Genomic DNA, 22148 nt, shown 5'->3' on the forward strand with positions numbered 1-22148 from the left:
GCCATCCCGCATCAGGAACTGTTCGCTCTGAGCGCATGTCCCGCCCCCGGCACGGGCCCGGGGGTACCGCTTCGCGGAACACGAACGGGCCCGGACGTGTGCAGACGTTCGGGCCCGTTCGTACGGGCTAAGGGGCGGACGAGGGTCAGCTCTCGGCCTTGTCCTGCTTGTCGCCCTCGGCCTGGGTCTCCTCGGCGGCGGTCTCGGCGGTCTCGGCGCCCTCCTCGGAGGTGGCCTCGACGGTCTCGCCGGTCTCGTCCTCGTCGTCCAGGTCGACGGTCTCGCCCTTGTCGTCGACGACCTTGGCGGCCTCGACCACGACGGCCAGCGCCTTGCCGCGGGCGACCTCACCGACGAGCATCGGCACCTGGCCGCCCTCGACGACGGCCTGGGCGAACTGGTCGGGGCTCATACCGGAGGACTGCGCACGGCGCATCAGGTGCTCGGTGAGCTCCTCCTGGCCGACCGAGAGCTGCTCCTTGTTGACCAGCTCGTCCAGGACGAACTGGGTGCGGATGCCCTTCTCGGCCTGCTCCTTGAGCTCGGCGTCGAACTCCTCGGCGGTCTTGCCCTGCATCTGGAGGTAGGACTCCAGGTTCAGGCCCATCTGGCCGAGCTGGTGGTGCTCCAGGTTGTGCTTGCGGGTGTTGATCTCGTCCTCGAGCAGCTTCTCGGGGATCGGGACCTCGACCAGCTCCAGGAGGGCGTCCAGCACCTTCTCCTGGGCCTGGGTGGCCTGCTCGAACTTCTTGGTCCGCTCCAGGCGCTTGCGGCTGTCCGCGCGCAGCTCCTCGAGGGTGTCGAACTCGCTGGCGAGCTGGGCGAAGTCATCGTCCAGCTCGGGCAGCTCACGGGCCTTGACCTCGGAGACCTGGACCGAGACCTCGGCCTCCTTGCCCTGGGCGGAGCCGCCCTTGAGCTCGGAGGTGAAGGTGGTGGAGCCACCGGCCTCCAGGCCGGTCACGGCCTCGTCGATACCGTCCAGCAGCTCACCGGAGCCGATGGTGTAGGTGACGCCCTGGGCGACACCGTCCTCCAGGACCTCACCGTCGACCTTGGCCTCGAGGTCGATGACGACGACGTCGCCCTCGGCCGCGGCGCGCTCGACGGCGCTGGTGGTGGCGAAGCGGTCACGGAGCTGCTCGATCGACTGGTCGATGTCCTCATCGGACACCTCGACGGAGTCCACCGTGACCTCGATGCCCGAGTAGTCGGGGATCTCGATCGCCGGGCGGATGTCGACCTCGGCGGTGAAGGCCAGGAGCTCGTTGTCCTTGAGCTCGGTGATGTCCACCTCGGGCTGACCCAGCGGGTTCAGCTCACCCTCGTTGACCGCTTCGGTGTAGAACTTCGGGAGCGCGTCGTTGACGGCCTCCTCCAGCACCGCTCCGCGGCCGAACCGCTGGTCGATCACGCGGGCCGGGATCTTGCCCTTGCGGAACCCAGGCACCGAGACCTGCTGGTTGATCTTCTTGTACGCCGCGTCGAGGCTGGGCTTGAGCTCCTCGAAGGGCACCTCGACAGTGAGCCGAACCCGGGTCGGGTTCAGGTTCTCCACGGCGCTCTTCACGGTTCGGTCTCCTTGGGGCTGGCGTGTGGTGTTCTGCTGCATGCGCTGATGCGTCCGCAGCGGATCGCGCCCGGCAGAGAAAAGACACAGACGCGCAGCTTGCATAGTAACCGCACGGCTGACGCGCCCCACAACGCGATCTTGTCGCCGGTGATGGTCGGGGTGGCCGGATTCGAACCGACGACCTTCCGCTCCCAAAGCGGACGCGCTACCAAGCTGCGCCACACCCCGTCGGTGCGACACGTAGGGTACATGGCCGCGGACGCCCTGGCCGCCGGATATTCGACTGGTGGGCAAGGGTGTGCGGGGAACCGCCGGAACCCGCTACGATGCATGCCGTGCCGCACGCCGGGCGATCGTTCCGGACGGTGCCGTCCCGGTCTGACCGGGCGCATGCGGCGCGCGCGGGCGTAGCTCAATGGTAGAGCCCCAGTCTTCCAAACTGGCTACGCGGGTTCGATTCCCGTCGCCCGCTCCACAGGCCCTCGGCCCGGTTCCGGATCATGTCCGGAACCGGGCCGTTGTGCGTGGTGCGCGCTTGATGCCGGGCCTTGATGCCTTGATGCCGGGCGGGGTCAGACGTCTATGTCGCTGATGGCGTTCGCGACCGAGTCGAGGAAGTCCTGGATGTCCGGTGCCAGGTCCGAAGAGGCGAGCAGGAAGCCGAAGAGGATCGCCACCAGACCCGGACCCCACTTGATCGAGCCATTGCGGATCATCAGCACCAGGACGATGCCGACCAGCACCACCAGTGACAGAGAAATGACCACAGCTGATCACGCACCCTCGGTCGCACACGTCTCCGGCCCGGAAGCACGCGACCCCGCACACCCCCGCGGTCACCATCGTGCCACCAACTCCCGCTCCACAGCAGCGGGGTGAAGTGGCCACCGGCGGAGTGCCCGTAGCCCACCCACCCCTCCGGTACCCATCCGGTAATCCATCACACAAGCGGACACGGGTGACGCTGCCCACAATTCGAGGAGTCGCCCGAACATCAATTTCGAGACGCGTCCGATAGCCAACCCGGCGGCCTGCGCGGCCATTTCAGAATTCTTCTGGCGGTCGCTCGGGCGGGTGACAAAACATCAATGAATCAGACATTCCGCCAGAGCCTCCTGCGGGGCATATGCACCATTTAAGGGGTATGAAGCATGACAGAACGGACAGCGAAAGCCGTGAAATCACGTGATCGGATCGCTTTGTCGACTTGATCGCCGAGGGTTAACAGCCAAGCTATGGAGGGTATTGGCCACAAAGAAGTGAACGAGGTTTTACGCAATACAGGTTTCGGCGCTATCGTGCCTTAGATGTTCCACGCTGCCATGACTCCCCCTCGCGCAGTGAGGTCCCGGACGGTTTCTCCCAGTTCCTGGTGGGAGGGCCTGTGACCAACTCCCTGCGCCCGCACGGCTATCAGCGAGCTCCCCTCCCCCCGGTCCAGGAGGCGGCGCCCCCCTCTCCCACCTCGCGGGACAACGAAGCAGGACAACACAAGGCGGCCCCGCCCGCCCCGAGCGTTCCGGCCGGACAGAAGCCGAAGCAGCGCGACGCGTTCTTCGACAACGCCAAGTACCTGGCGATCGTGCTGGTCGCGATGGCCCACTCCTGGGAACCGCTGACGGATCACAGCCGCACCGCGGAAGCGCTGTACATGACGGTGTACACCTTCCATATGCCGGCCTTCATCGTGATCTCCGGCTACTTCTCGCGCAGCTTCGACATGCGGCCGGACCGGCTCAAGCGGCTCATCACCGGGATCGCGGTCCCGTACGTGATCTTCGAGGTGGCGTACACCTTCTTCAAGCGCTGGGCCGACGACGACCCCACGTATGACTTCAGCCTGCTGGACCCCTGGTACCTCACCTGGTTCCTGATCGCGCTCTTCGTCTGGCGGCTGTCCACGCCCATCTGGAAGCTGGTCCGCTGGCCGGTCCCGCTCTCGCTGGCGGTCGCCACGCTCGCGTCGGTCTCCCCCGACATCGGCGATGACCTCGACCTCCAGCGGGTGCTCCAGTTCCTGCCCTTCTTCGTGATGGGCCTGTGCATGAAGCCCGAGCACTTCCAGATGGTCCGGCGGCGCGAGGTGCGCTGGCTGTCGCTGCCGATCGGTCTGTGCGCCCTGGCGTTCGCCTACTGGGCGGCGCCGCGGATGAACTCGGCCTGGTTCTACCACCGGGACAGCGTCCAGGAGCTCGGCGCTCCGCCGTGGACCGGTCCGGTGATGACGCTGGCCCTCTTCGGCTGCTCGGTCGTGCTGGTCAGCTGCTTCTTCGCCTGGGTGCCGCGGCGCCATATGTGGTTCACCGCGCTGGGCGCCGGAACGCTGTACGGCTACCTGCTGCACGGCTTCCTCGCCAAGGGCTCCCGCTTCTGGGGCTGGTTCGACGACTACGCGTGGCTGCACAAGCCGCTCGGCGAGATCACGGTCACGATCATCGCGGCCTCCGTGATCACGGTGCTCTGCACTCCCCCGGTCCAGCGTGCCTTCCGCTTCGCGATGGAGCCGAAGATGGCGTGGGCCTTCAAGAAGGACCCCGCCGAACAGGCCCGCAGCCGCACCACGACGGCGGCCTGAGCACACCCACCGGGGATCCGCGGGACGGAACGGCGAAGAGGGCCGGAGCCATGGGCTCCGGCCCTCTTCCTCTCCGCCTACGGAGACCCCGGCTCTAGAGACCCCGGCGCTTCCGGCGCAGCGCCGCCCGCGCGGGCAGCCCCGTCGCCACGAGGCCGAGCATCACGGCGGTGCCCGCGAAGGCGCCGTAGGTGAGCGGCGGGATGTACGGGTCCTCCCCGGTCAGCCCGCGGGTCATCGGGGTGAGCGTCGCCAGGGCGATGGCCGTGCCCAAGGCGATGCCCGCGGTGGCCACCAGCAGCGCCTCCCAGCGCACCATCCCGAGGATCTGCCGGTGTGTGGAGCCGATCAGCCGCAGGGTGCTCAGCTCGCGGCGACGGTCGAGCACCGTCATCACCAGGGCGTTGGCGGCGGCGATGGCGGCGAAGCCGCCGAGGACCGCGGCCATGGTGGTGTTGGCCCAGGCGTTGAGCTCGCGCTCCTCGTCCTGGCCGGCCGCGTAGCCGTCCCGGTCGGTGACCTGCGCGCCGAACCGGCCGAGGGCCGCCGCGACGGCCGCCCGGTCCGCGCCCGTGTCGTCCCGTACCAGCACCGTGCTGTCGAAGGACGACGTCACATGGGCCGTCAGCGCCTCGCGGGGGAAGGTGACCCGGGCGAGGCCCAGACCCCGTCCATAGGTGGCGACCACCTTCGGCCGCACAGCGGTGCCGTCCGGGAGCCGCAGCCGCAGCCGGTCGCCGACCCCGACGCCCGCCGCCTCCGCCACGTTCGCGTCGACCGCCACCCGGCCCGGGCCGAGATCGTCCAGCCGGCCGGTACGGAGGTCCAGGTCCTGCACCGCCGCCAGGGCACGGCCGCCGCCCGAGACACCCTGGGCGGAGACGCCTTCCAGCGGACTGGATCCGCCCGAGCCGGTCGGGATCAGGACACCGGTACGCAGGACCCCCACCGCCGCCGTGACGCCCCGGACGGACGCGGCCCGTCCGGCGGTGCCGGCCGGGAGGCCGTCGGGTGCGGTGAGCACCTGGTCGGCGACGATGCCCTCCCGGGACTGCTCCGCCGTCACATGCTCCTCACTGGTGTGCAGGAAGACCAGGGTGGAGGAGAAGGCCATGGCCAGCACGATCGGGGTGATCGCGGAGGCGAGCCGTCCGGCGTTGGCCCGGGTGGTGGTGGACGCCAGATGAGCCGCGGCGGATCCCGCGCGCAGCGGCATCCCGAACAGCCAGGCGCACAGCCGGGCGATATGCGGGCCGAGCAGCGCCACGGCGAGCATGAAGAGCATCACGACGCCGAGGGCGGCGTTGGCCGCGTCCTCACCGGTGGCCGAGGCGGCGACCCCGGCGAGTACGAAGCCGCCGACGAGGGCGGCCAGGCCCAGTGGCGTACGGATCAGTCCGAACCGCAGCCGTTCGACGGCCGCCTCGCCGAGGGCCTGGCCCGGTGCGATCCGCGCGGGGCGGCGGGCGGCCGCCAGGCCCGCCAGGAGAGCGGTCAGCAGGACCGCGCCGACGGCGATCGACGGCGGCAGCCAGGAGAGCGCGAACTCCACCTCTCCGGGGACCGCCCCCTTGTCCTTGAGCTGTCCGAACCACCAGCGCGCCAGGGCGATTCCGGGCAGACAGCCGACCGCGCCCGCGAGCGGCGCGACCAGCAGGGCCTCGGTGGCGATCGACCGGCGGATCTGGCGCGGGGTGGCGCCGATCGCGCGCAGCAGCGCGAATTCGCGGCGGCGCTGGCCGACGGAGAGGGCGACGGTGCCCGCGGCGGTGAAGACGGCCACGGCGGTGGCCACTCCGCCGAAGGAGGCGCCGAGGGCGATGAGCGTCTCCTTCGCCTCGGCGAGCGCGGGCTCCTCGACATCGCCGCGGCCGTCGCCGGTGTGGACGCCCGGTGCGTGGGCGGCGCCCCGGAAGGCCCGCTCCAGACGGTCGGCGAGCGTGTCGGCCGTGGTGCCGGGTCCGGGGCGGACGAGGATCGCGTCGACATCACGGGGGTGGCCGCTGAGCGCCCCCGCCCGGCGGTCGGTGAACCAGGCGGCCGGACCCTCGTCCCCGGCGGACTGCGCGGCGCCGGTGGTACGGGCGAGTCCGGACACCCGGAAGGTGTGGTCGCCGTCGGGTGCGGTCACGGTGATCCGCCCACCCACGCCGGTGTCCGCGGCGCGGGCGGCGGCCTCGGTGAGCACCACCTCGCCGCCGCGCGGTGCGCTGCCCTCGGCCAGGGCGATACCGGTGAAGGCAGCCGCTCCCCAGCCGTGGCCGGTCAGCCCGCCGTCGGCGGTGCGCAGCGGGAAGGTCAGATCGGGTGCCGCGGCGGCGGCGCCCGGGGTGCGGGCGGCGGTGGTGACGAGAGAGGCGTCCAGCCGGGCCCGGTCGGGGACCTGCGCACTGTCGGCCGAGTCCCCGCTGCCGTAGTGCGCCTTCTGATCGGCGGTGGCCACGACGGGGGCGGCGGCGTACCGCTCCGGCGGTACGGAGGCTCTGATTCCGGTCTCCAGCAGGATCCCGCAGGCGGACACGATCACCGCGGCGAGCATCAGGGCGATGAAGGTGCCCGCGAAGGCGGACGGTTTGAACCGGACGGCGGCGCGGGCCAGTCCGTTGCTGAACGACCTCATCGGACCGGTCCCCCGGCCAGGGCAGCGGCAGCGGCGGCGGGGACCCGGCCGGTGAGCCGGGTCATCCGCTCGGCGATCTCGGCTGCCGGGGAGCGGGGCAGCCGGTCGGCGATGGAGCCGTCGGCGAGGAAGAGCGTGTGGTCGGCGTAGCCGGCGGCCACCGGGTCGTGGGTGACCATGACGACCGTCGCGCCGAGCGCGTCCACGGCGTGCCGCAGCAGGACGAGCACCTCGGCGGCGGTGACGGTGTCCAGGGCGCCGGTCGGCTCGTCGGCGAAGACGACGTCCGGGCGGGTGACCAGGGCGCGGGCGATGGCCACCCGCTGCTGCTGGCCGCCGGAGAGCTGCCCGGGGCGGCGCCGGGAGTGCTCGTGCAACCCGACCTGGGCGAGCAGTTCGCGGGCCAGGCGGCGGTCCGGGCGGACGCCCGCGAGCCGCAGGGGGAGCAGCACGTTCTGCTCGACGGTGAGCGAAGGCAGCAGATTGAAGGCCTGGAAGACGAAGCCGAGGCGGCTGCGGCGCAGCGCGGTGAGCTTGTTCTCGCTCATGCCGGTGATCTCGGTGCCGCCCAGCCTCACGGATCCCGCGGTGGGCCGGTCGAGTCCCGCGGCGCACTGGAGGAACGTGGACTTGCCGGATCCGGACGGGCCCATCACGGCGGTGAAGCTGCCGCGCGGCAGCGCGAGGTCGATCCCGCGCAGGGCGTGTACGGCGCTGCCGCCGCGGCCGTAACTGCGGCGCACGTCCCGCAGTTCGACGGCGTGGTCGCGGGTTCCGGCCGGGTGGTGCTCGCCGGTGTGATGCCCGCTGGTGTGGTGCCCGCGTCGCCGCCCGCGCAGCCGCATGGTTTCCGCCTTCCGAGGAGTTCGTCCGATCCCCTCGAACGTACGGAGCGCGGAGCGGCCGCGGCCATGGCGGTTTCCGGTGTGTATGGGGTGGGGCTAACCCCCGGTGACCTGGGGGGCCGTCCTAGTCGCGGCAGATCAGCAGCAGCGCGCGGTCGTCGTTGACGTCCTTGGCGACGGTCTCGATCAGATGCCAGGCGGCGCCGTGGAAGCCCGAGGAGACATAGCGGTCGGCCTCGCCGGTGAGCCGGTCGATGCCCTCGCTGATGTCGCGGTCGGCGGTCTCCACGAGGCCGTCGGTGAAGAGCATCAGGACGTCTCCGGCGCGCAGGGTGCCCTTGATGGGGTCGAACTGGGCGCCGTCGTAGACGCCGAGGAGCGGGCCGTCGGCGGCCTTCTCCTCCCATTTGCCGGTGCCCGCGCTGAGCTGGAGCGCGGGGAGGTGCCCGGCGGAGAACAGCTCGAAGTCGCCGCTGTCCAGGTCCAGGACGAGGTGGACGGAGGTCGCGAAGCCCTCGTCCCAGTCCTGGCGCAGGAGGTAGCCGTTGGCGGCGGGCAGGAAGCCGTGCGGCGGCAGGGAGCCGAGCAGTCCGCCGAAGGCGCCGGAGAGCAGCAGGGCGCGGGAGGCCGCGTCCATGCCCTTGCCGGAGACATCGGTGAGAACGACCTCGAGGGTGCGGCCGCCGCCGGTGCGGGCGGCCACCACGAAGTCACCGGAGAAGGACTGGCCCCCGGCCGGGCGCAGCGCCATCTCGCGGTGCCAGCCGCGCGGCAGCCCGGGCAGCTTGCTCTGCACCCGGATCCGCTCGCGCAGGTCGAACAGCATGGTGCCGCCGCGCCGCCAGGGCACCCCGACCCGGCTGCGGAACTGGGCGATCAGCAGGCCGAAGAAGCCGACGGCGGCGACGACCAGGATGGTGCCGGGGGTGACCCGGGAGGAGGCGTCCTCCTCGGTGTAGGGGCCGAGGACGGCGGATTCCACGATCAGGGCGGTGGCGGCGGCCGCGTAGAGGGCGAGCAGGCTGGCCGGGCGCAGCAGCAGACCGCCCGCGACGATGGGCAGTACGAGGGCGGAGGGGGCGCACCAGTCGGGCTGGGCGATGGTGCCGCAGGCGATGGCGGGGACCCCGAGGAGCAGCATGGCCAGGGCCAGCCGGTCGGAGCCCTCGCCGCGGAAGTAGTCCACTCCGGCTTTGCGCACGCCGGTGCGAGCCCGGTGCAGTGCTCTGCGCATCCGGGCCATCGGAGTGTCCACGCCGCCTGTCATTGCACCGGGACCCTACCCACCCGTTTGGACGCGCGTCGATTCGTGGCGCGTCGAACCACCCGCGCAGGGGGGCAATCGTAAGCGAAATTCGTTCGCGTGTACGGGAAACGGCTGCTAGGCATGGGAATATGACGACTGAGCTGCGCGTGCTCGATCCTGCGGTTTGGGATGATTGGTACGGAAAGCTGGTACTCGCATTCGGCGGAGTTCCCGAAGCGCCCGAGGAATCGGGGCTCTGGCGGGAGTTGACCGAATGCGAGCGCTCGATCGGGGTCTGGGACGGCGCGGACATCGTCGGCACCGCGGGCCTCTTCAGCTTCCGGATGACGGTTCCCGGCGGGGCCTCGGTGGCCGCACCCGGTGTGACCATGGTCAGTGTGCAGGCGACGCACCGGCGGCGCGGTGTGCTGCGCTCCATGATGAGACGCCAGCTCGACGACATCCGCGCCACGGGCGAGCCGCTGGCGGTGCTGACCGCATCGGAACCGGACATCTACGGCCGGTTCGGCTACGGCATCGCCACCCAGAGCGCGTATGCGGAGATCGACACCGACCGGGTGCGGCTCACCGTCCCCGAGGGCACCGACCGGGTGACCCTGCGGGAGGTGGCCCCGGCCGACGGGACCGGGGCCTGCGAGGCCGTCTACGCCCGGCTGGTGCCCACCCGGCCGGGCATGCTGGAGCGGCTGCCGGAGTGGGAGCGGCTGCCGGTGCTCGACCCGCCCGGTGAGCGCGAGGGCGCGTCCCCGCTGCGCTGTGTGCTGGCCGAGTCGGACGGCGAGGTCACCGGGTACGTCCGGTTCGCCATCAAACCGGACTGGGACCTGGCGGGCCCCAAGGGCACGATCGTGCTGCGCGATCTGGAGGCCCTGGACCCGGCGTCCCGCGCGGCGCTGTGGCGCTTCCTGTTCGAGATCGACCTGACCTCGGTCATCCGCACCGGTGGCCGGCCGGTCGACGATCCCTGGCAGCACCTGGTCTCGGACATCCGGCGGTGCCAGGTGCGGCTGCGGGACTCGCTGCACGTACGGCTGGTGGACGTGGGCGCGGCGCTGGAGGCGCGTGCGTACACCGCCCCGCTGGACGTCGTCCTGGAGGTCACCGACTCCTTCTGCCCCTGGAACGAGGGGCGCTGGCGGCTGACCGGCGACGCCAAGGGCGCCTCCTGCGCCCGTACCTCCGACGCCCCCGATCTCCGGCTCGGTGTGCGGGAGTTGGGGGCCGCGTACCTCGGCGGAGTGTCACTGGACGCCCTGGCGGGGGCGGGCCGGGTACGGGAGGTGCGCGAGGGGGCGCTGCAGACGGCGTCGGCGGCCTTCCTGAGCACCCGGGCCCCCTGGCTCCCGCACGGTTTCTGAGGCGGTCAGCGGGCGCTCAGGCCCGTTGGCAGCCGGGGCACCAGAAGAGATTGCGGGCGGCGAGGTCGGCGGTGCGGACCTCGCCGCCACAGATGTGGCAGGGCTGACCGGCGCGGCGGTAGACGTAGACCTCGCCGCCGTGGTCGTCCACGCGGGGCGGGCGGCCCATGGCCTCGGGGGTGTGCTCGGGCCGGACGGTGTCGATCCGGTTGTTCCGCACGCCCTCGCGCATCAGCTCCGCCAGATCGGCCCAGATGGCGTCCCATTCGGTGCGGATGAGCCCGCGGCCGGGGCGGTACGGGTCGATGCCGTGCCGGAACAGCACCTCGGCGCGGTACACATTGCCCACCCCGGAGACGATCTTCTGGTCCATGAGCAGGGCGGCGACGCTGACCCGGCTGCGGGAGATCCGGTCCCAGGCGCGCTCACCGTCGTCCTCCGGGCGCAGCGGGTCGGGGCCGAGCCGGTCGTGCACCGCCTGCTTCTCGTCCTCGGTGATCAGCGCGCAGGCCGTCGGGCCGCGCAGATCCGCGAAGCCCTCCGGGTTCTCCAGCCGCAGCCGGACGGTGTCGGTGGGCGGCGGGGCGGGGGCCGGGCCGAAGCCGTACTTCCCGAAGAGCCCGAGGTGGACGTGGACCCAGCCGGAGCCGGCGAAATCCAGGAAGAGGTGCTTGCCGTGGGCCTCGGCGTGGTGCAGCGGGCGGCCGTCGATCAGGGCGGCACCGTCCGCGAACTTGCCCTGCGGGCTGCTGGCCCGGACGGGCCGGCCGCCGAATCGCTGAAGGTGGTCGGCGGCCAGCCGGTGGATGGTGTGCCCTTCGGGCATCAGCCGTGATCGGGGTGGTGCGCCGGGATCGGGGGCAGCTCGCCGGTGGTCTCGTACGCGGCGAGCATCTCGATCCGCCGGGTGTGGCGCTCCTCACCCGAGTAGGGGGTGTTGAGGAAGATCTCGACGAACTTGGTCGCCTCTTCTTCCGTGTGCATACGGGCGCCCACGCTGATCACGTTGGCGTTGTTGTGCTCGCGACCGAGCGCAGCCGTCTGCTCACTCCACGCGAGAGCGGCCCTAATGCCCTTGACCTTGTTGGCCGCGATCTGTTCACCATTGCCGGATCCGCCGATCACGATGCCGAGGCTGTCCGGGTCGGCGGCGGTCCGCTCCGCGGCGCGCAGACAGAACGGCGGGTAGTCGTCCTGGGCGTCGTAGATGTGCGGGCCGCAGTCGACGGGCTCGTGCCCGCCCGCCCTGAGCCACTCCACGAGGTGGTTCTTGAGGTCGTAACCGGCATGGTCGGAACCGAGGTACACGCGCATGTCCCGAGTGTGACACGCCCGTGTCCCCCTTGCCGCGCCGGGTATGCGACCCCGAAAACCAGGCCGAAACCAAGGAACCTCAAGGAAAGCTCAAGTAACAATCCGGAATCAAAGGTTCATCAAACGGTCTTCCTGAGATTCACTGGCGTCGCTCGTAACCCGAGAGCAAAGGAACCGAGCCCATGAGCGCACAACCCACGACCACCTCGGAGCAGCAGAGGCCCGGTGACCCCGGCCCCGGCTCCCCCGACGGCCTGAAGGCCGGACTCAAGAACCGACATCTGTCGATGATCGCCATCGGCGGAGTGATCGGCGCCGGCCTCTTCGTGGGCTCCAGTGCGGGCATCGCCAAGGCGGGCCCCGCCATTCTGATCTCCTACGCCCTCGTCGGCCTGATGGTCGTCCTGGTGATGCGGATGCTGGGTGAGATGGCCGCGGCCGACCCCACCTCCGGCTCGTTCTCCGCGTACGCGGACCGGGCGCTCGGCCGCTGGGCCGGTTTCTCCATCGGCTGGCTGTACTGGTTCTTCTGGGTCGTGGTGCTGGCCGTGGAGGCGACCGCGGGCGCGGTCATCCTCGAGGGCTGGGTACCGTCCGTACCGCAGTGGGCCTGGGCGCTCATAGTGATGGTCGTGCTGACCGCCACCAACCTGGTCTCGGTCGCCTCCTACGGCGAGTTCGAGTTCTGGTTCGCGGGCATCAAGGTCGTCGCCATCGCCGCCTTCATCGTGATCGGCGGACTGGCCGTCTTCGGCGTCCTGCCGGGCTCGGACAACCCCGGAGCCGGTCTGGACCACCTGACCGACCACGGAGGCTTCCTGCCGAACGGACCGGGAGCGATCCTCACCGGTGTGCTGCTGGTCGTCTTCTCGTTCATGGGCAGTGAGATCGTCACCCTGGCCGCCGGTGAGTCCGAGGACCCGCAGCGTGCCGTCTCCAAGGCCACCAACAGCGTCATCTGGCGTATCGCGGTGTTCTACCTGGGCTCGATCTTCGTCGTGATCACCCTGCTGCCCTGGGACTCCAAGCAGATCGCCGACAAGGGCTCCTACGTCGCCTCGCTGGACTCCATCGGCATCCCGCACGCCGGCCAGGTCATGAACGTCATCGTGCTGACCGCCGTGCTCTCCTGCCTGAACTCCGGTCTGTACACCGCGTCCCGGATGGCGTTCTCGCTGGGCCAGCGCGGTGACGCCCCGGCCGCCTTCGCCCGGACCAACTCCCGCGGTGTCCCGCAGGCCGCGATCCTCGGCTCGGTCGTCTTCGGTTTCGTCGCCGTCTGGTTCAACTACCAGTGGAAGGACACCGTCTTCGACTTCCTGCTGAACTCCTCGGGTGCCATCGCGCTCTTCGTGTGGCTGGTCATCTGCTTCACCCAGCTCCGGATGCGCGGGATCATCCTGCGGGAGAACCCGGACAAGCTGGTCGTCCGGATGTGGCTGTTCCCGTACCTGACCTGGCTGACCATCGCCATGATCTCGTTCGTGCTGGTCTACATGCTCACCGACGACGCCGGGCGCGAGCAGGTGCTCCTCTCCGCGCTGGTGGCCGCGCTGGTGGTGGCCTTCGCCCTGGTCCGCGACAAGATGTCGCCGAGCCACCAGGCGAAGAGCACCGAGAGCAAGACCAAGGAGTCCGTGGCTCCGTAACCGCCTCCCCGCCCCTTCCGGGGGCTCCGGGTGACGACGAGCGACGCCGCAACGGGCCGGGGCCCGCACCAGTGGATGGTGCGGGCCCCGGCTCCGTATACGGCCCCTGGGGAGGGCGTACGACGGTGTACGGCGATGTACGGCGGGTGCTCAGCCGCGGCGGCCGAGCAGCTTCCAGGCGGCGGGCAGCGCGCCCATCGCCAGCGCGGCCTTCAGGGCGTCCCCGATCAGGAAGGGGGTCAGCCCGGCGGCGACCGCCTGGGAGAAGGAGATGTCGGCGGCCAGCGCCAGGTAGGGAACGCCGACCGCGTAGATGATCGCCGAGCCGACCGCCATGGTGCCCGCGGTGCGCAGCACCCCGCGGTCGCCGCCGCGCCGGGCCAGGGCGCCCACCACGGTCGCGGCGAGCATCATGCCCAGCACATAGCCGAAGGACGGGGCCGCGGCGCCGGAGCTGCCCTCGGCGAACCACGGCATACCCGCCATCCCGGCCAGGGCGTACAGCAGCAGGGACGCGAAACCGCGTCCGGCGCCCAGCGAGGTGCCCACCAGCAGGGCGGCGAAGGTCTGGCCGGTCACCGGCACCGGCGAACCGGGAACCGGCACCGACACCTGCGCGGCCAGCCCGGTCAGCGCGGCGCCGCCGAGCACCAGTACGGCGTCACGGGCCAGGGTGCGCCGGTCGGGGCGTCCGGCGGCGCGGGCGGGGAAGACCACGTCCGCGAGGACCGTACCGGTCGGGGCGGTGGGCGAGGCGGTGCTCATCAGCGAAGCTCCCAGGTGAGAGGTGGTGGACAGCGGTGGTGAACAATAGGGCGACGCTAACCCGGCGGGGCCGTGCCGATCACCATCGGTTGACCACAAAGCGCGGAGCGCGCCCTTGGCGGCTTCTGGCATAGCGCCGCGATACGCCGCGATACGGAGCGATACGGAGCGTCACCGAGGTGTCCGATATCCAGACAATCCAGCTCTCAGTGTTGTCCTCACCGGACACACGCCTCACACTGAGCTCGTTTTGCACCCGTCCGCCCCCACCCAAGGGACAGAGAAGAGCACATGAATCGGACTCCTGCGTCCTCCGCGCCACAGCGCGACATGGAGGCAAGCGGCGCGGGCACACCCGCCTCGCCCGCGCTCTCGCACGGCCTCAAGCAGCGCCATCTGTCGATGATCGCCCTTGGTGGGGTGATCGGAGCGGGCCTGTTCGTCGGCTCCGGTGCCGGAATCGCCGCCGCCGGCCCCTCCATCGTGCTCGCCTACGCCATGTCCGGGCTGCTGGTGATGCTGGTCATGCGGATGCTGGGCGAGATGTCGGCTGCCAATCCGGCCTCGGGATCCTTCTCCGTGCACGCGGAGCGGGCGATCGGGCCGTGGGCGGGCTTCACCGCCGGCTGGATGTTCTGGGTGCTGCTGTGCGTGGGCATCGCGGCCGAGGCGATCGGCGCCGCCGGGATCATGGTCCAGTGGTTCCCGAGCACCGACTCCTGGATGTGGGTCGCCCTGTTCATGGTGATCTTCTGCGGCACCAACCTGGCGGCGGTCAGCAACTTCGGTGAGTTCGAGTTCTGGTTCGCCGCGCTCAAGATCGCAGCGATCACCCTCTTCCTGGTTCTCGGCATCCTGGCGATAGCCGGTGTGCTCCCGGGCACCGACGCCCCGGGCGGCTCCAACCTCTCCGGGGACGGTGGTTTCCTGCCCAATGGCGTGGACGGCCTGGTGGTGGGTCTGCTCGCCTCGGTGTTCGCCTACGGCGGTCTGGAGACGGTGACCATCGCCGCCGCCGAGTCCGAGAACCCGGTCAAGAGCGTCGCCTCGGCCGTGCGCACCGCGATGTGGCGGATCGCGCTGTTCTACGTCGGCTCCATGCTGGTCGTCGTCACGCTGATCCCGTGGGACGACAAGGCGATCCTGGCCGACGGCCCGTACGTGGCGGTCCTGGACCACCTCGACATCCCCGCGGCCGGCAACATCATGAACGTCATCGTGCTGATCGCCCTGCTCTCCGCGATGAACGCCAACATCTACGGCGCCTCCCGGATGTCGTACTCGCTGGTCGCCCGCGGTGAGGGCCCGGCCTTCCTGGGCAAGGTCAGCGGCGGTGTCCCCCGGCTCACCGTGCTCGCCTCGTCCTTCTTCGGCTTCGTCGCGGTGCTGCTGAGCTACTGGTGGCCGGACACCATCTTCAAGTGGCTGCTCAACATGGTCGGTGCCGCGGTGCTGGTGGTGTGGGCCTTCATCGCCGTCGCCCAGCTCCGGATGCGCAGCAGGCTCCAGCGCGAGGCGCCGGAGAAGCTGGTGGTCAAGATGTGGCTGTTCCCCTACCTCACGTGGGTGGCGCTGGCCGCCACGATCGGTGTGCTGGGCCTGATGCTCCGCGAGGCCGACACCCGCAGCCAGCTGTACGCCACGGCCGGTCTGACGGTCGCCCTGGCGATCATCGGCTACGTCCGCCAGCGGGCGGTGACCCGCAAGGTCTGACTCAGGGGTGGGCTTCAGCCCGCCAGTCGGTTAGCCGCTCGCGGTTCTGAACGACGAACGGGTGCTCGGGTCCGAGCACCCGTTCGCGTCGTTCGAGGAGCTGCCGCTGACGCCTCCGGCAGTCCTTGTCCGGCCAGGGCGTCCAGGCACAACTGCCAGGTGTGGCCGACAAGATGGCGGGACCGGCCGCTGCCGGTGCCCGCCGCACCCTGGTCGACGAGTGCCGTCGAGTCCTCGCTCAGCTTCCGGTCGTGCTCGTCCAGGACCGTCGGATCGTCCACGTTGTCCAGGACCAGCAGTCGGTGCTGGGCGGCGTGGTCCGGGTAGTGCCAGACCGGGTCAGCCGCGGCACGCCGCATCGGCGCGGTCCCGCAGGATGCCCGGCGGCCGGCCGATGAGGGTCGCCGCCGGTCTGGAAGACCCGGGCCTGGCCGGAGGCGCGGCCGTCGATCGGCATGGGGGCGCTCACCGCTCGGTGATGTGCTGGTCGCGGCCGGCCTGGTAGATCCGGCCGCTGCCGGACGCCTCGGCCGTCAGATGGATCTCGCCGACGGCGGGGCGCTGATCCGGCAGCCGGGGGTTCAGCTCGTCCAGGATGCGCCGCAGCTCTTCCGCGACCTCCGGCCGCGCCACCAGGAGCCGGCGCACCCGGCCCTGCCACTCCGTGGTCAGCTCCGCCTCGGACTCCGCGTCGCCCGTCTCGCGCGCGAGCAGCAGATCGGCACGGCTCGCCTCGAGCTCCTCGCCGATGCTTTCGGCCCTGGCGGGCTGGAACCTCTGCCAGAGCGAGACGAGGCCGTCCCGGGCCGATTCCCAGGCGTTGGTGGTCATCAGCGTGACCATGGTGGTGCCGGCGGTCCTGGCGAGATCGGCGATCTGAGGATCCATGCCCTCCCCCTTCGAGCGACCTTTGATCATAGGTCCGCCGCTCCTCACGCGCATGCGTCGGATCAGGCCACGCCCAGGTGAGCGGCGGGGTGGGTCCTCGGTCCGGGGACGCACCGCGCCTCCTTCTTTCGGACCAGAGATCCACTCCCCACTGGCGGAGAAGGTTCTTGCTGGTAGCGTGCAGTTGCAAGCTAATTGCATTAAGCCGGTCCCGGAGGGCTTCGCATGGCCATCTACACACTTCCTGAACTTCCGTATGACTACTCGGCGCTGGCCCCGGTCATCAGCCCTGAGATCATCGAGCTGCACCACGACAAGCACCACGCGGCCTACGTCAAGGGCGCGAACGACACGATGGAGCAGCTCGCGGCGGCGCGGGACAAGGACCAGTGGGGCTCCATCAACGGCCTGGAGAAGAACCTGGCCTTCCATCTGTCCGGCCACATCCTGCACAGCATCTACTGGCAGAACATGACCGGTGACGGCGGCGGCGAGCCGCTGGAGAAGGACGGGGTGGGCGAGCTCGCCGACGCGATCACCGAGTACTTCGGCTCCTTCGCGGCGTTCAAGGCGCAGCTGTCCAAGGCGTCGGCGACCACGCAGGGCTCCGGCTGGGGTGTCCTCGCCTACGAGCCGGTGAGCGGGCGGCTGATCGTCGAGCAGGTCTACGACCACCAGGGGAACGTCGGCCAGGGCTCGGTGCCGATCCTGGTCTTCGACGCCTGGGAGCACGCCTTCTACCTGCAGTACAAGAACCAGAAGGTGGACTTCATCGAGGCCATGTGGAAGGTCGTGAACTGGCAGGACGTGGCGCGTCGCTACACGGCCGCCAAGGAGCGTGCGAACAACCTGCTGCTCGCGCCGTAACGGACCTGCCGTAAGAGACCTCCTGCTTGCGTGATCGTCTTCTCACCGAACACCTGGCAGGCGGAAAAGGGGCCCCCGCGCGGTCGACTCGCGCGGGGGCCCCGCCGTCTTCCGACGGCCGTCCGGTGACCGGCCGTCCGGTCGCCGGTCAGTCGAAGATCGGGCCGACCGTCCGGGTCCGCTTGATCTCGTAGAAACCGGGGACGGAGGCCACCATCAGGGTGCCGTCCCACAGCTTCGCCGCCTCCTCGCCCTTGGGCGCGGGGGTCACCACCGGGCCGAAGAAGGCTATGCGCTCGCCCTCCGGGCCCGGTACGGCGATCACGGGGGTGCCCACATCCTGGCCCACCAGCTCGATGCCCTCCTGGTGGGAGGCGCGCAGCTCGGTGTCATAGGCGTCGGAGTCGGCGGCATCGGCGAGCTCGGCGGGCAGCCCGGCCTCTTCCAGGGCGGCCACGATCGTCTCGCGGTTCTTCTCCAGCCCCTGGTTGTGGAAGCGGGTGCCCAGGGCGGTGTAGAGCGGGCCGAGGACCTCGCTGCCGTGCTTCTGCTCGGCGGCGATGCAGACCCGCACCGGCCCCCAGGCCGTCTTCAGCAGCTCCCGGTACTCCTCGGGCAGCTCGTCCAGCTTGGGCTCGTTCAGCACGGCCAGGCTCATCACATGCCAACGCACCTCGACCGGGCGCACCTTCTCCACCTCGAGCATCCAGCGCGAGGTCATCCAGGCCCAGGGGCAGAGCGGGTCGAACCAGAAGTCGGCGGGGGTCTTGGCGGTCTCGGTCACGGGTGTCTCCTCGGGCGGGGGGCCTACGGAACGCAGGGCGATATCGGGTCTCTCCTCCGGACAACGCACGCGTGATCGGGCCCCATTCCCCGATTCCCCCGGGGAGTACGGCGTGACATGATGCGCGCTGTCCGATATTCGAGACGAGAGCGAGGGAGTCCGCGTCGTGCCTGGTGAGAACCTGACCCGTGACGAAGCCCGGGAGCGGGCGAGGCTGCTGACCGTGGACGCCTACGACGTGGCGCTCGATGTGCGGTCGGCCGTCGAGCCGCACACCGGTCCGGGGCCGCGCACGTTCCGTTCCACCACCACCCTGCGGTTCCGCTGCGCCGAGCCGGGGGCCTCGACGTTCGCCGATCTGGTGGCGCCCGAGGTCACCTCGGTGACCCTCAACGGCCGGGAGCTGGACCCGGCGGCCGTCTTCGACGGGGCCCGGATCGCGCTGGACGGGCTCGCCGCCGAGAACGAGCTGGTGGTGGACGCCCAGTGCGCGTACAGCCGCACCGGGGAGGGGCTGCACCACTTCGCCGACCCCGAGGACGGCGAGGTCTACCTCTACACCCAGTACGAGCCGGCCGACGCCCGCCGGGTCTTCACCACCTTCGAACAGCCGGACCTCAAGGCCCCGTTCACCTTCGCGGTGACCGCGCCCGGCCACTGGACCGTGCTGAGCAACGGCACCGCGGCGCGCAGCGAACCGGCCGCCTCCGGCTCCGGAACCACCACCCACTTCACCCCGACGCTGCCCATCTCCAGCTACATCACGGCGGTCGTCGCGGGCCCGTACCACTACAAGACGGACACCTACCGGCGCACCCTGCCCGACGGCACGGAGCTGGTGATCCCGCTGGGCGCGCTGTGCCGGGCGGGGCTGGCCAAGCACTTCGACGCGGACGACATCTTCACCGTCACCAAGCAGGGACTGGACTTCTTCCACGACCGCTTCGACTACCCGTACCCGTTCGGCAAGTACGACCAGGCGTTCGTGCCCGAGTACAACATCGGCGCCATGGAGAACCCGGGGTGCGTGACCTTCCGCGAGGAGTTCGTCTTCCGCGGCAAGGTCACCCGGTCCTCGTACGAGGGGCGGGCCAACGTCATCCTCCACGAGATGGCGCATATGTGGTTCGGCGACCTGGTGACCATGGAGTGGTGGGACGACCTGTGGCTCAAGGAGTCCTTCGCGGACTTCATGGGCGCCTTCGCGCTGGTCGGCGCCACCCGGTTCACCGACGGCTGGATCACCTTCGCCAACCGCCGCAAGTCCTGGGCGTACCGCGCCGACCAGCTCCCCTCCACCCACCCGGTCACCGCCGACATCCGTGACCTGGAGGACGCCAAGCTCAACTTCGACGGGATCACCTACGCCAAGGGCGCCTCGGTGCTCAAGCAGCTCGTGGCCTACGCGGGTCAGGACGCCTTCCTGGAGGGCGCGCGGCGCTACTTCAAGCGCCACGCCTTCGGCAACACCCGGCTGTCCGACCTGCTGGCGGTGCTCACCGAGACCTCGGGCCGGGACATGGCCGCATGGTCCCGGGCGTGGCTGGAGACGGCGGGCGTCAATGTGCTCACCCCGCAGCTCACCTGTGACGCGGCCGGGCACATCACCGAGCTGGCGGTGGTCCAGGAGGCCGCCGCGAGTCACCCCACGCTGCGCCCGCACCGGATCGCGGTGGGGCTGTACCGGAAGGACCAGGACGGGGCGCTGGTGCGCTACGCCCGCGCCGAGACCGACGTCGACGGGCCCCGTACGGTCGTCGGCGAGCTGACCGGTGCCGAGCGGCCGGATCTGGTCCTGGTCAACGACGACGACCTCACCTACTGCAAGATCCGCTTCGACGAGGGCTCGCTGGCCACCCTGCGCGAGCACCTGGGCGAGCTGAGCGATCCGCTGGCCCGTGCGCTGTGCTGGTCCGCGGTGTGGAACCTGACCCGGGACGGGCTGATGCCCGCCCGTGACTATCTGGGTCTGGTGCTGCGCTTCGCCGGGTCCGAGTCCGACATCGGCGTGCTCCAGATGGTCCAGACATGGGCGCTGTCCGCCCTGCACCACTACGCCGCGCCCGAGGCGCGCGAGGCGGCCGGGGCCCGGCTGGCGGAGGGCGCGCTCGCCGAACTGCGGCGCGCGGAGCCGGGCAGCGGACACCAGCTCGCATGGGCGCGGTTCTTCGCCCAGCTCGCCACGGACGACTCCGAACTGCGGCTGCTGCGCGGGCTGCTGGCCGGTACGGCCCGGATCGACGGGCTCGACGTCGACCAGGAGCTGCGCTGGACCTTCGTGGCGGCACTGGCGGCGACCGGGGCGGCGGACGAGTCGGATATCGCGGCCGAACTGGCCCGGGACGACACCGCGTCCGGTAAGCGCCACCAGGTGCGCTGTCTGGCCTCGCGGCCCTCGGCCGAGGTCAAGGCGGAGGCGTGGGCGGCCGTGGTGGACTCCGACCGGCTCTCCAACGCCCTGGTGGAGGCCACCATCGCGGGCTTCGACCAGCCGGGCCAGCGGGAGCTGCTGACGCCGTACGCACCGCGCTACTTCGAGATGATCGAGCGGATCTGGCAGGAGCGTTCGATCGAGATCGCGATGGGCATCGTGCGCGGTCTGTTCCCGGCCACCCAGGGCGACGCCACCACGCTGAAGGCCACCGACGACTGGCTGGCCGCCCGGCCGGACGCGGCGCCCGCGCTGCGACGGCTGGTGCTGGAGGCGCGGGACGATCTGGCGCGCGCCCTGCGCGGTCAGGAGTGCGATACCCGGGCAGCCGTCTGACGGACCGTTTTCGGGATTCGAACTCCCGTACTTTAGGACGGTGTTGTCCGGGTTTGTCGACGAGTTGGTAACAGCGGTGAGTGGGGTGGGGCGAGCGGGAATGGCCGGGGCATGAGCCACGACACGCCGCTGTCCCCCCGTCCGCTCCACCACCTCACCGACGTCCAGCGCCGGGTCCTGACCACCCGCCAGCTCCGGGAACACGGTGTCACCGCGGCCGTCGCCGCGGAGCGCTGCCGGGAGGGCGGGCCGTGGCAGCAGATCCTGCCCGGCGTCCATCTGCTCCACCCCGGCCCGGCCACCAGCGAGGAGCGGCTGCACGCGGCGCTGCTGTACACCGCGAGCCGCCGCCAGACGGCGGCGGCCGGGAGCGGGGCGGGCAGCGGTGCCGGGGACGAGGGGCCGTACGGCGAGGCGATGGTCACCGGGCTCGCGGCACTGGCCCTGCACCACTTCTCCGCCGCTCCCCCGCTGGCCTCGCTGGACCACGTCGATGTGCTGGTGCCGCGCACCCGGCGGCTGCGCGCCACCGGCTATGTGCGGTTCGTCCGCTCCCAGACGATGCCCGGCCCGCGGTACCTCGCCGGGGTGCCCACCGCCCCGGTCGCCCGCGCGCTCGCCGACGCGGTCGCCCGGCTCGGCGACGCGGTGCTGGTGCGCAGACTGCTCACCGAGTCCGTACGCCACGGCCACTGCGAGGCGGGGGCCGTGGTCAAGGAGCTGAGCCAGGCCCGGCTGCTCTCCCGGCCGTATGTGATCGACGCGGTGGACGCGCTGCTGGCCGAGGGCCGGGCCATCGCCGAGGGCCGGCTGTACGACATGGTGCGCGGCCACGGGCTGCCCGAGCCGCTGTGGAACGTCGAACTGCGGCTGCCCGGCGGCCAGGCCCTCGGCGAGGTGGACGCCTACTGGCGCGACCACGCCGTGGCGCTGGAGATCGACGCACGGGCGCCGCGCCACGACGAGTGCGCGCTGCGCGGCGCCTACGCCCGTAAGCGCGAGCACCTGGAGGGGCTGGGCATCACGGTGGTGCGGACGACCCCGCGGAGGCTGCGGGAGGGGCTGGAGGAGCAGGCGGCGGTGGTGCGCACCGCCCTGATCGCGGCGGCCGACCGCGAGCCGGCCCCGTATGTCGTGGTGCTGCCGCGGTGACGGGCGCGGTA

The 22148-nt window shown here is 70.8% G+C and carries 18 protein-coding genes and 2 tRNA genes; 8 read left to right on the forward strand and 12 right to left on the reverse strand.

Going from position 1 to position 22148, the window contains the following annotated elements:
• Positions 1-145: 145 nt before the first annotated feature.
• Positions 146-1570 (reverse strand): trigger factor, encoded by a 1425-nt coding sequence (tig, locus tag NMK44_RS09780; protein WP_254740474.1) that lies wholly within the window; start codon positions 1568-1570, stop codon positions 146-148.
• 154 nt (positions 1571-1724) lie between these two features.
• Positions 1725-1801: transfer RNA gene (locus NMK44_RS09785), tRNA-Pro, on the reverse strand.
• 173 nt (positions 1802-1974) lie between these two features.
• Between NMK44_RS09785 and NMK44_RS09790 the strand changes: the two genes are divergently transcribed.
• Positions 1975-2048 (forward strand) — tRNA-Gly (locus tag NMK44_RS09790).
• A 97-nt stretch (positions 2049-2145) separates the two neighbouring features.
• Here NMK44_RS09790 and NMK44_RS09795 read toward each other — a convergent pair.
• Positions 2146-2340, reverse strand: a complete 195-nt coding sequence (locus NMK44_RS09795) for a hypothetical protein (protein ID WP_254740476.1) — start codon at positions 2338-2340, stop codon at positions 2146-2148.
• A 617-nt stretch (positions 2341-2957) separates the two neighbouring features.
• Here NMK44_RS09795 and NMK44_RS09800 point away from each other — a divergent pair.
• Complete coding sequence (locus NMK44_RS09800; RefSeq protein WP_254740478.1) at positions 2958-4148, forward strand: acyltransferase family protein; 1191 nt, start codon at positions 2958-2960, stop codon at positions 4146-4148.
• A gap of 94 nt (positions 4149-4242) precedes the next feature.
• Here NMK44_RS09800 and NMK44_RS09805 read toward each other — a convergent pair whose 3' ends face one another.
• The 3 genes from NMK44_RS09805 to NMK44_RS09815 form a co-directional block, all read right to left on the reverse strand.
• Positions 4243-6768, reverse strand: a complete 2526-nt coding sequence (locus NMK44_RS09805; protein ID WP_254740480.1) for an ABC transporter permease — start codon at positions 6766-6768, stop codon at positions 4243-4245.
• Entirely contained in the window at positions 6765-7613 is an 849-nt protein-coding gene (locus NMK44_RS09810) for an ABC transporter ATP-binding protein (protein WP_254740482.1), read from the reverse strand. The genes NMK44_RS09805 and NMK44_RS09810 overlap by 4 nt, the downstream gene beginning before the upstream one ends.
• Before the next feature lie 124 nt (positions 7614-7737).
• Entirely contained in the window at positions 7738-8880 is a 1143-nt protein-coding gene (locus NMK44_RS09815; protein ID WP_254740484.1) for a PP2C family protein-serine/threonine phosphatase, read from the reverse strand.
• A gap of 128 nt (positions 8881-9008) precedes the next feature.
• Between NMK44_RS09815 and NMK44_RS09820 the strand changes: the two genes are divergently transcribed.
• Complete coding sequence (locus NMK44_RS09820) at positions 9009-10238, forward strand: GNAT family N-acetyltransferase (protein ID WP_254740486.1); 1230 nt, start codon at positions 9009-9011, stop codon at positions 10236-10238.
• 16 nt (positions 10239-10254) lie between these two features.
• Here the strand turns inward: NMK44_RS09820 and NMK44_RS09825 are convergent, their stop codons facing one another.
• Together NMK44_RS09825 and NMK44_RS09830 are read right to left on the reverse strand one after the other, a co-directional pair.
• Positions 10255-11064 (reverse strand): Fpg/Nei family DNA glycosylase, encoded by an 810-nt coding sequence (locus NMK44_RS09825; RefSeq protein ID WP_254740488.1) that lies wholly within the window; start codon positions 11062-11064, stop codon positions 10255-10257.
• Positions 11064-11552, reverse strand: coding sequence for a ribose-5-phosphate isomerase (locus NMK44_RS09830; RefSeq protein WP_254740490.1), 489 nt, complete (start codon positions 11550-11552; stop codon positions 11064-11066). Before NMK44_RS09830 ends, NMK44_RS09825 begins: the two co-directional genes overlap by 1 nt.
• Positions 11553-11734: 182 nt before the next feature.
• On the opposite strand from NMK44_RS09830, the gene NMK44_RS09835 reads away from it, so the two are divergent.
• On the forward strand, positions 11735-13201 hold the full coding sequence (locus tag NMK44_RS09835) for an amino acid permease (protein ID WP_254740492.1): 1467 nt from the start codon (positions 11735-11737) through the stop codon (positions 13199-13201).
• 150 nt (positions 13202-13351) lie between these two features.
• On the opposite strand, the gene NMK44_RS09840 is transcribed toward NMK44_RS09835, so the two are convergent.
• The gene (locus tag NMK44_RS09840; protein WP_254740494.1) at positions 13352-13966 is read right to left on the reverse strand and encodes a biotin transporter BioY; all 615 of its coding nucleotides are present in this window, start codon (positions 13964-13966) and stop codon (positions 13352-13354) included.
• A 291-nt stretch (positions 13967-14257) separates the two neighbouring features.
• On the opposite strand from NMK44_RS09840, the gene NMK44_RS09845 reads away from it, so the two are divergent.
• Positions 14258-15679 (forward strand): amino acid permease, encoded by a 1422-nt coding sequence (locus NMK44_RS09845; protein WP_254740496.1) that lies wholly within the window; start codon positions 14258-14260, stop codon positions 15677-15679.
• Positions 15680-15693: 14 nt separating this feature from the next.
• Here NMK44_RS09845 and NMK44_RS09850 read toward each other — a convergent pair whose 3' ends face one another.
• Both NMK44_RS09850 and NMK44_RS09855 read right to left on the reverse strand, forming a co-directional pair.
• A complete protein-coding gene (locus NMK44_RS09850; protein ID WP_254740498.1) occupies positions 15694-16038 on the reverse strand; it encodes a hypothetical protein in 345 nt (114 codons plus the stop codon).
• 106 nt (positions 16039-16144) lie between these two features.
• Complete coding sequence (locus tag NMK44_RS09855; RefSeq protein ID WP_254740499.1) at positions 16145-16567, reverse strand: hypothetical protein; 423 nt, start codon at positions 16565-16567, stop codon at positions 16145-16147.
• Positions 16568-16792: 225 nt separating this feature from the next.
• On the opposite strand from NMK44_RS09855, the gene NMK44_RS09860 reads away from it, so the two are divergent.
• Positions 16793-17434, forward strand: coding sequence for a superoxide dismutase (locus tag NMK44_RS09860; protein ID WP_254740501.1), 642 nt, complete (start codon positions 16793-16795; stop codon positions 17432-17434).
• 148 nt (positions 17435-17582) lie between these two features.
• Here NMK44_RS09860 and NMK44_RS09865 read toward each other — a convergent pair whose 3' ends face one another.
• A complete protein-coding gene (locus NMK44_RS09865; protein WP_254740503.1) occupies positions 17583-18218 on the reverse strand; it encodes a mycothiol-dependent nitroreductase Rv2466c family protein in 636 nt (211 codons plus the stop codon).
• A 166-nt stretch (positions 18219-18384) separates the two neighbouring features.
• Here NMK44_RS09865 and pepN point away from each other — a divergent pair, with 166 nt between their 5' ends.
• Both pepN and NMK44_RS09875 read left to right on the forward strand, forming a co-directional pair.
• Complete coding sequence (pepN, locus tag NMK44_RS09870; RefSeq protein ID WP_254740505.1) at positions 18385-20985, forward strand: aminopeptidase N; 2601 nt, start codon at positions 18385-18387, stop codon at positions 20983-20985.
• Positions 20986-21096: 111 nt separating this feature from the next.
• Entirely contained in the window at positions 21097-22137 is a 1041-nt protein-coding gene (locus NMK44_RS09875) for a hypothetical protein (protein ID WP_254740507.1), read from the forward strand.
• Positions 22138-22148: the final 11 nt, after the last annotated feature.

Source organism: Streptomyces cucumeris (assembly GCF_024295805.1).
GTDB lineage: Bacteria > Actinomycetota > Actinomycetes > Streptomycetales > Streptomycetaceae > Streptomyces > Streptomyces cucumeris.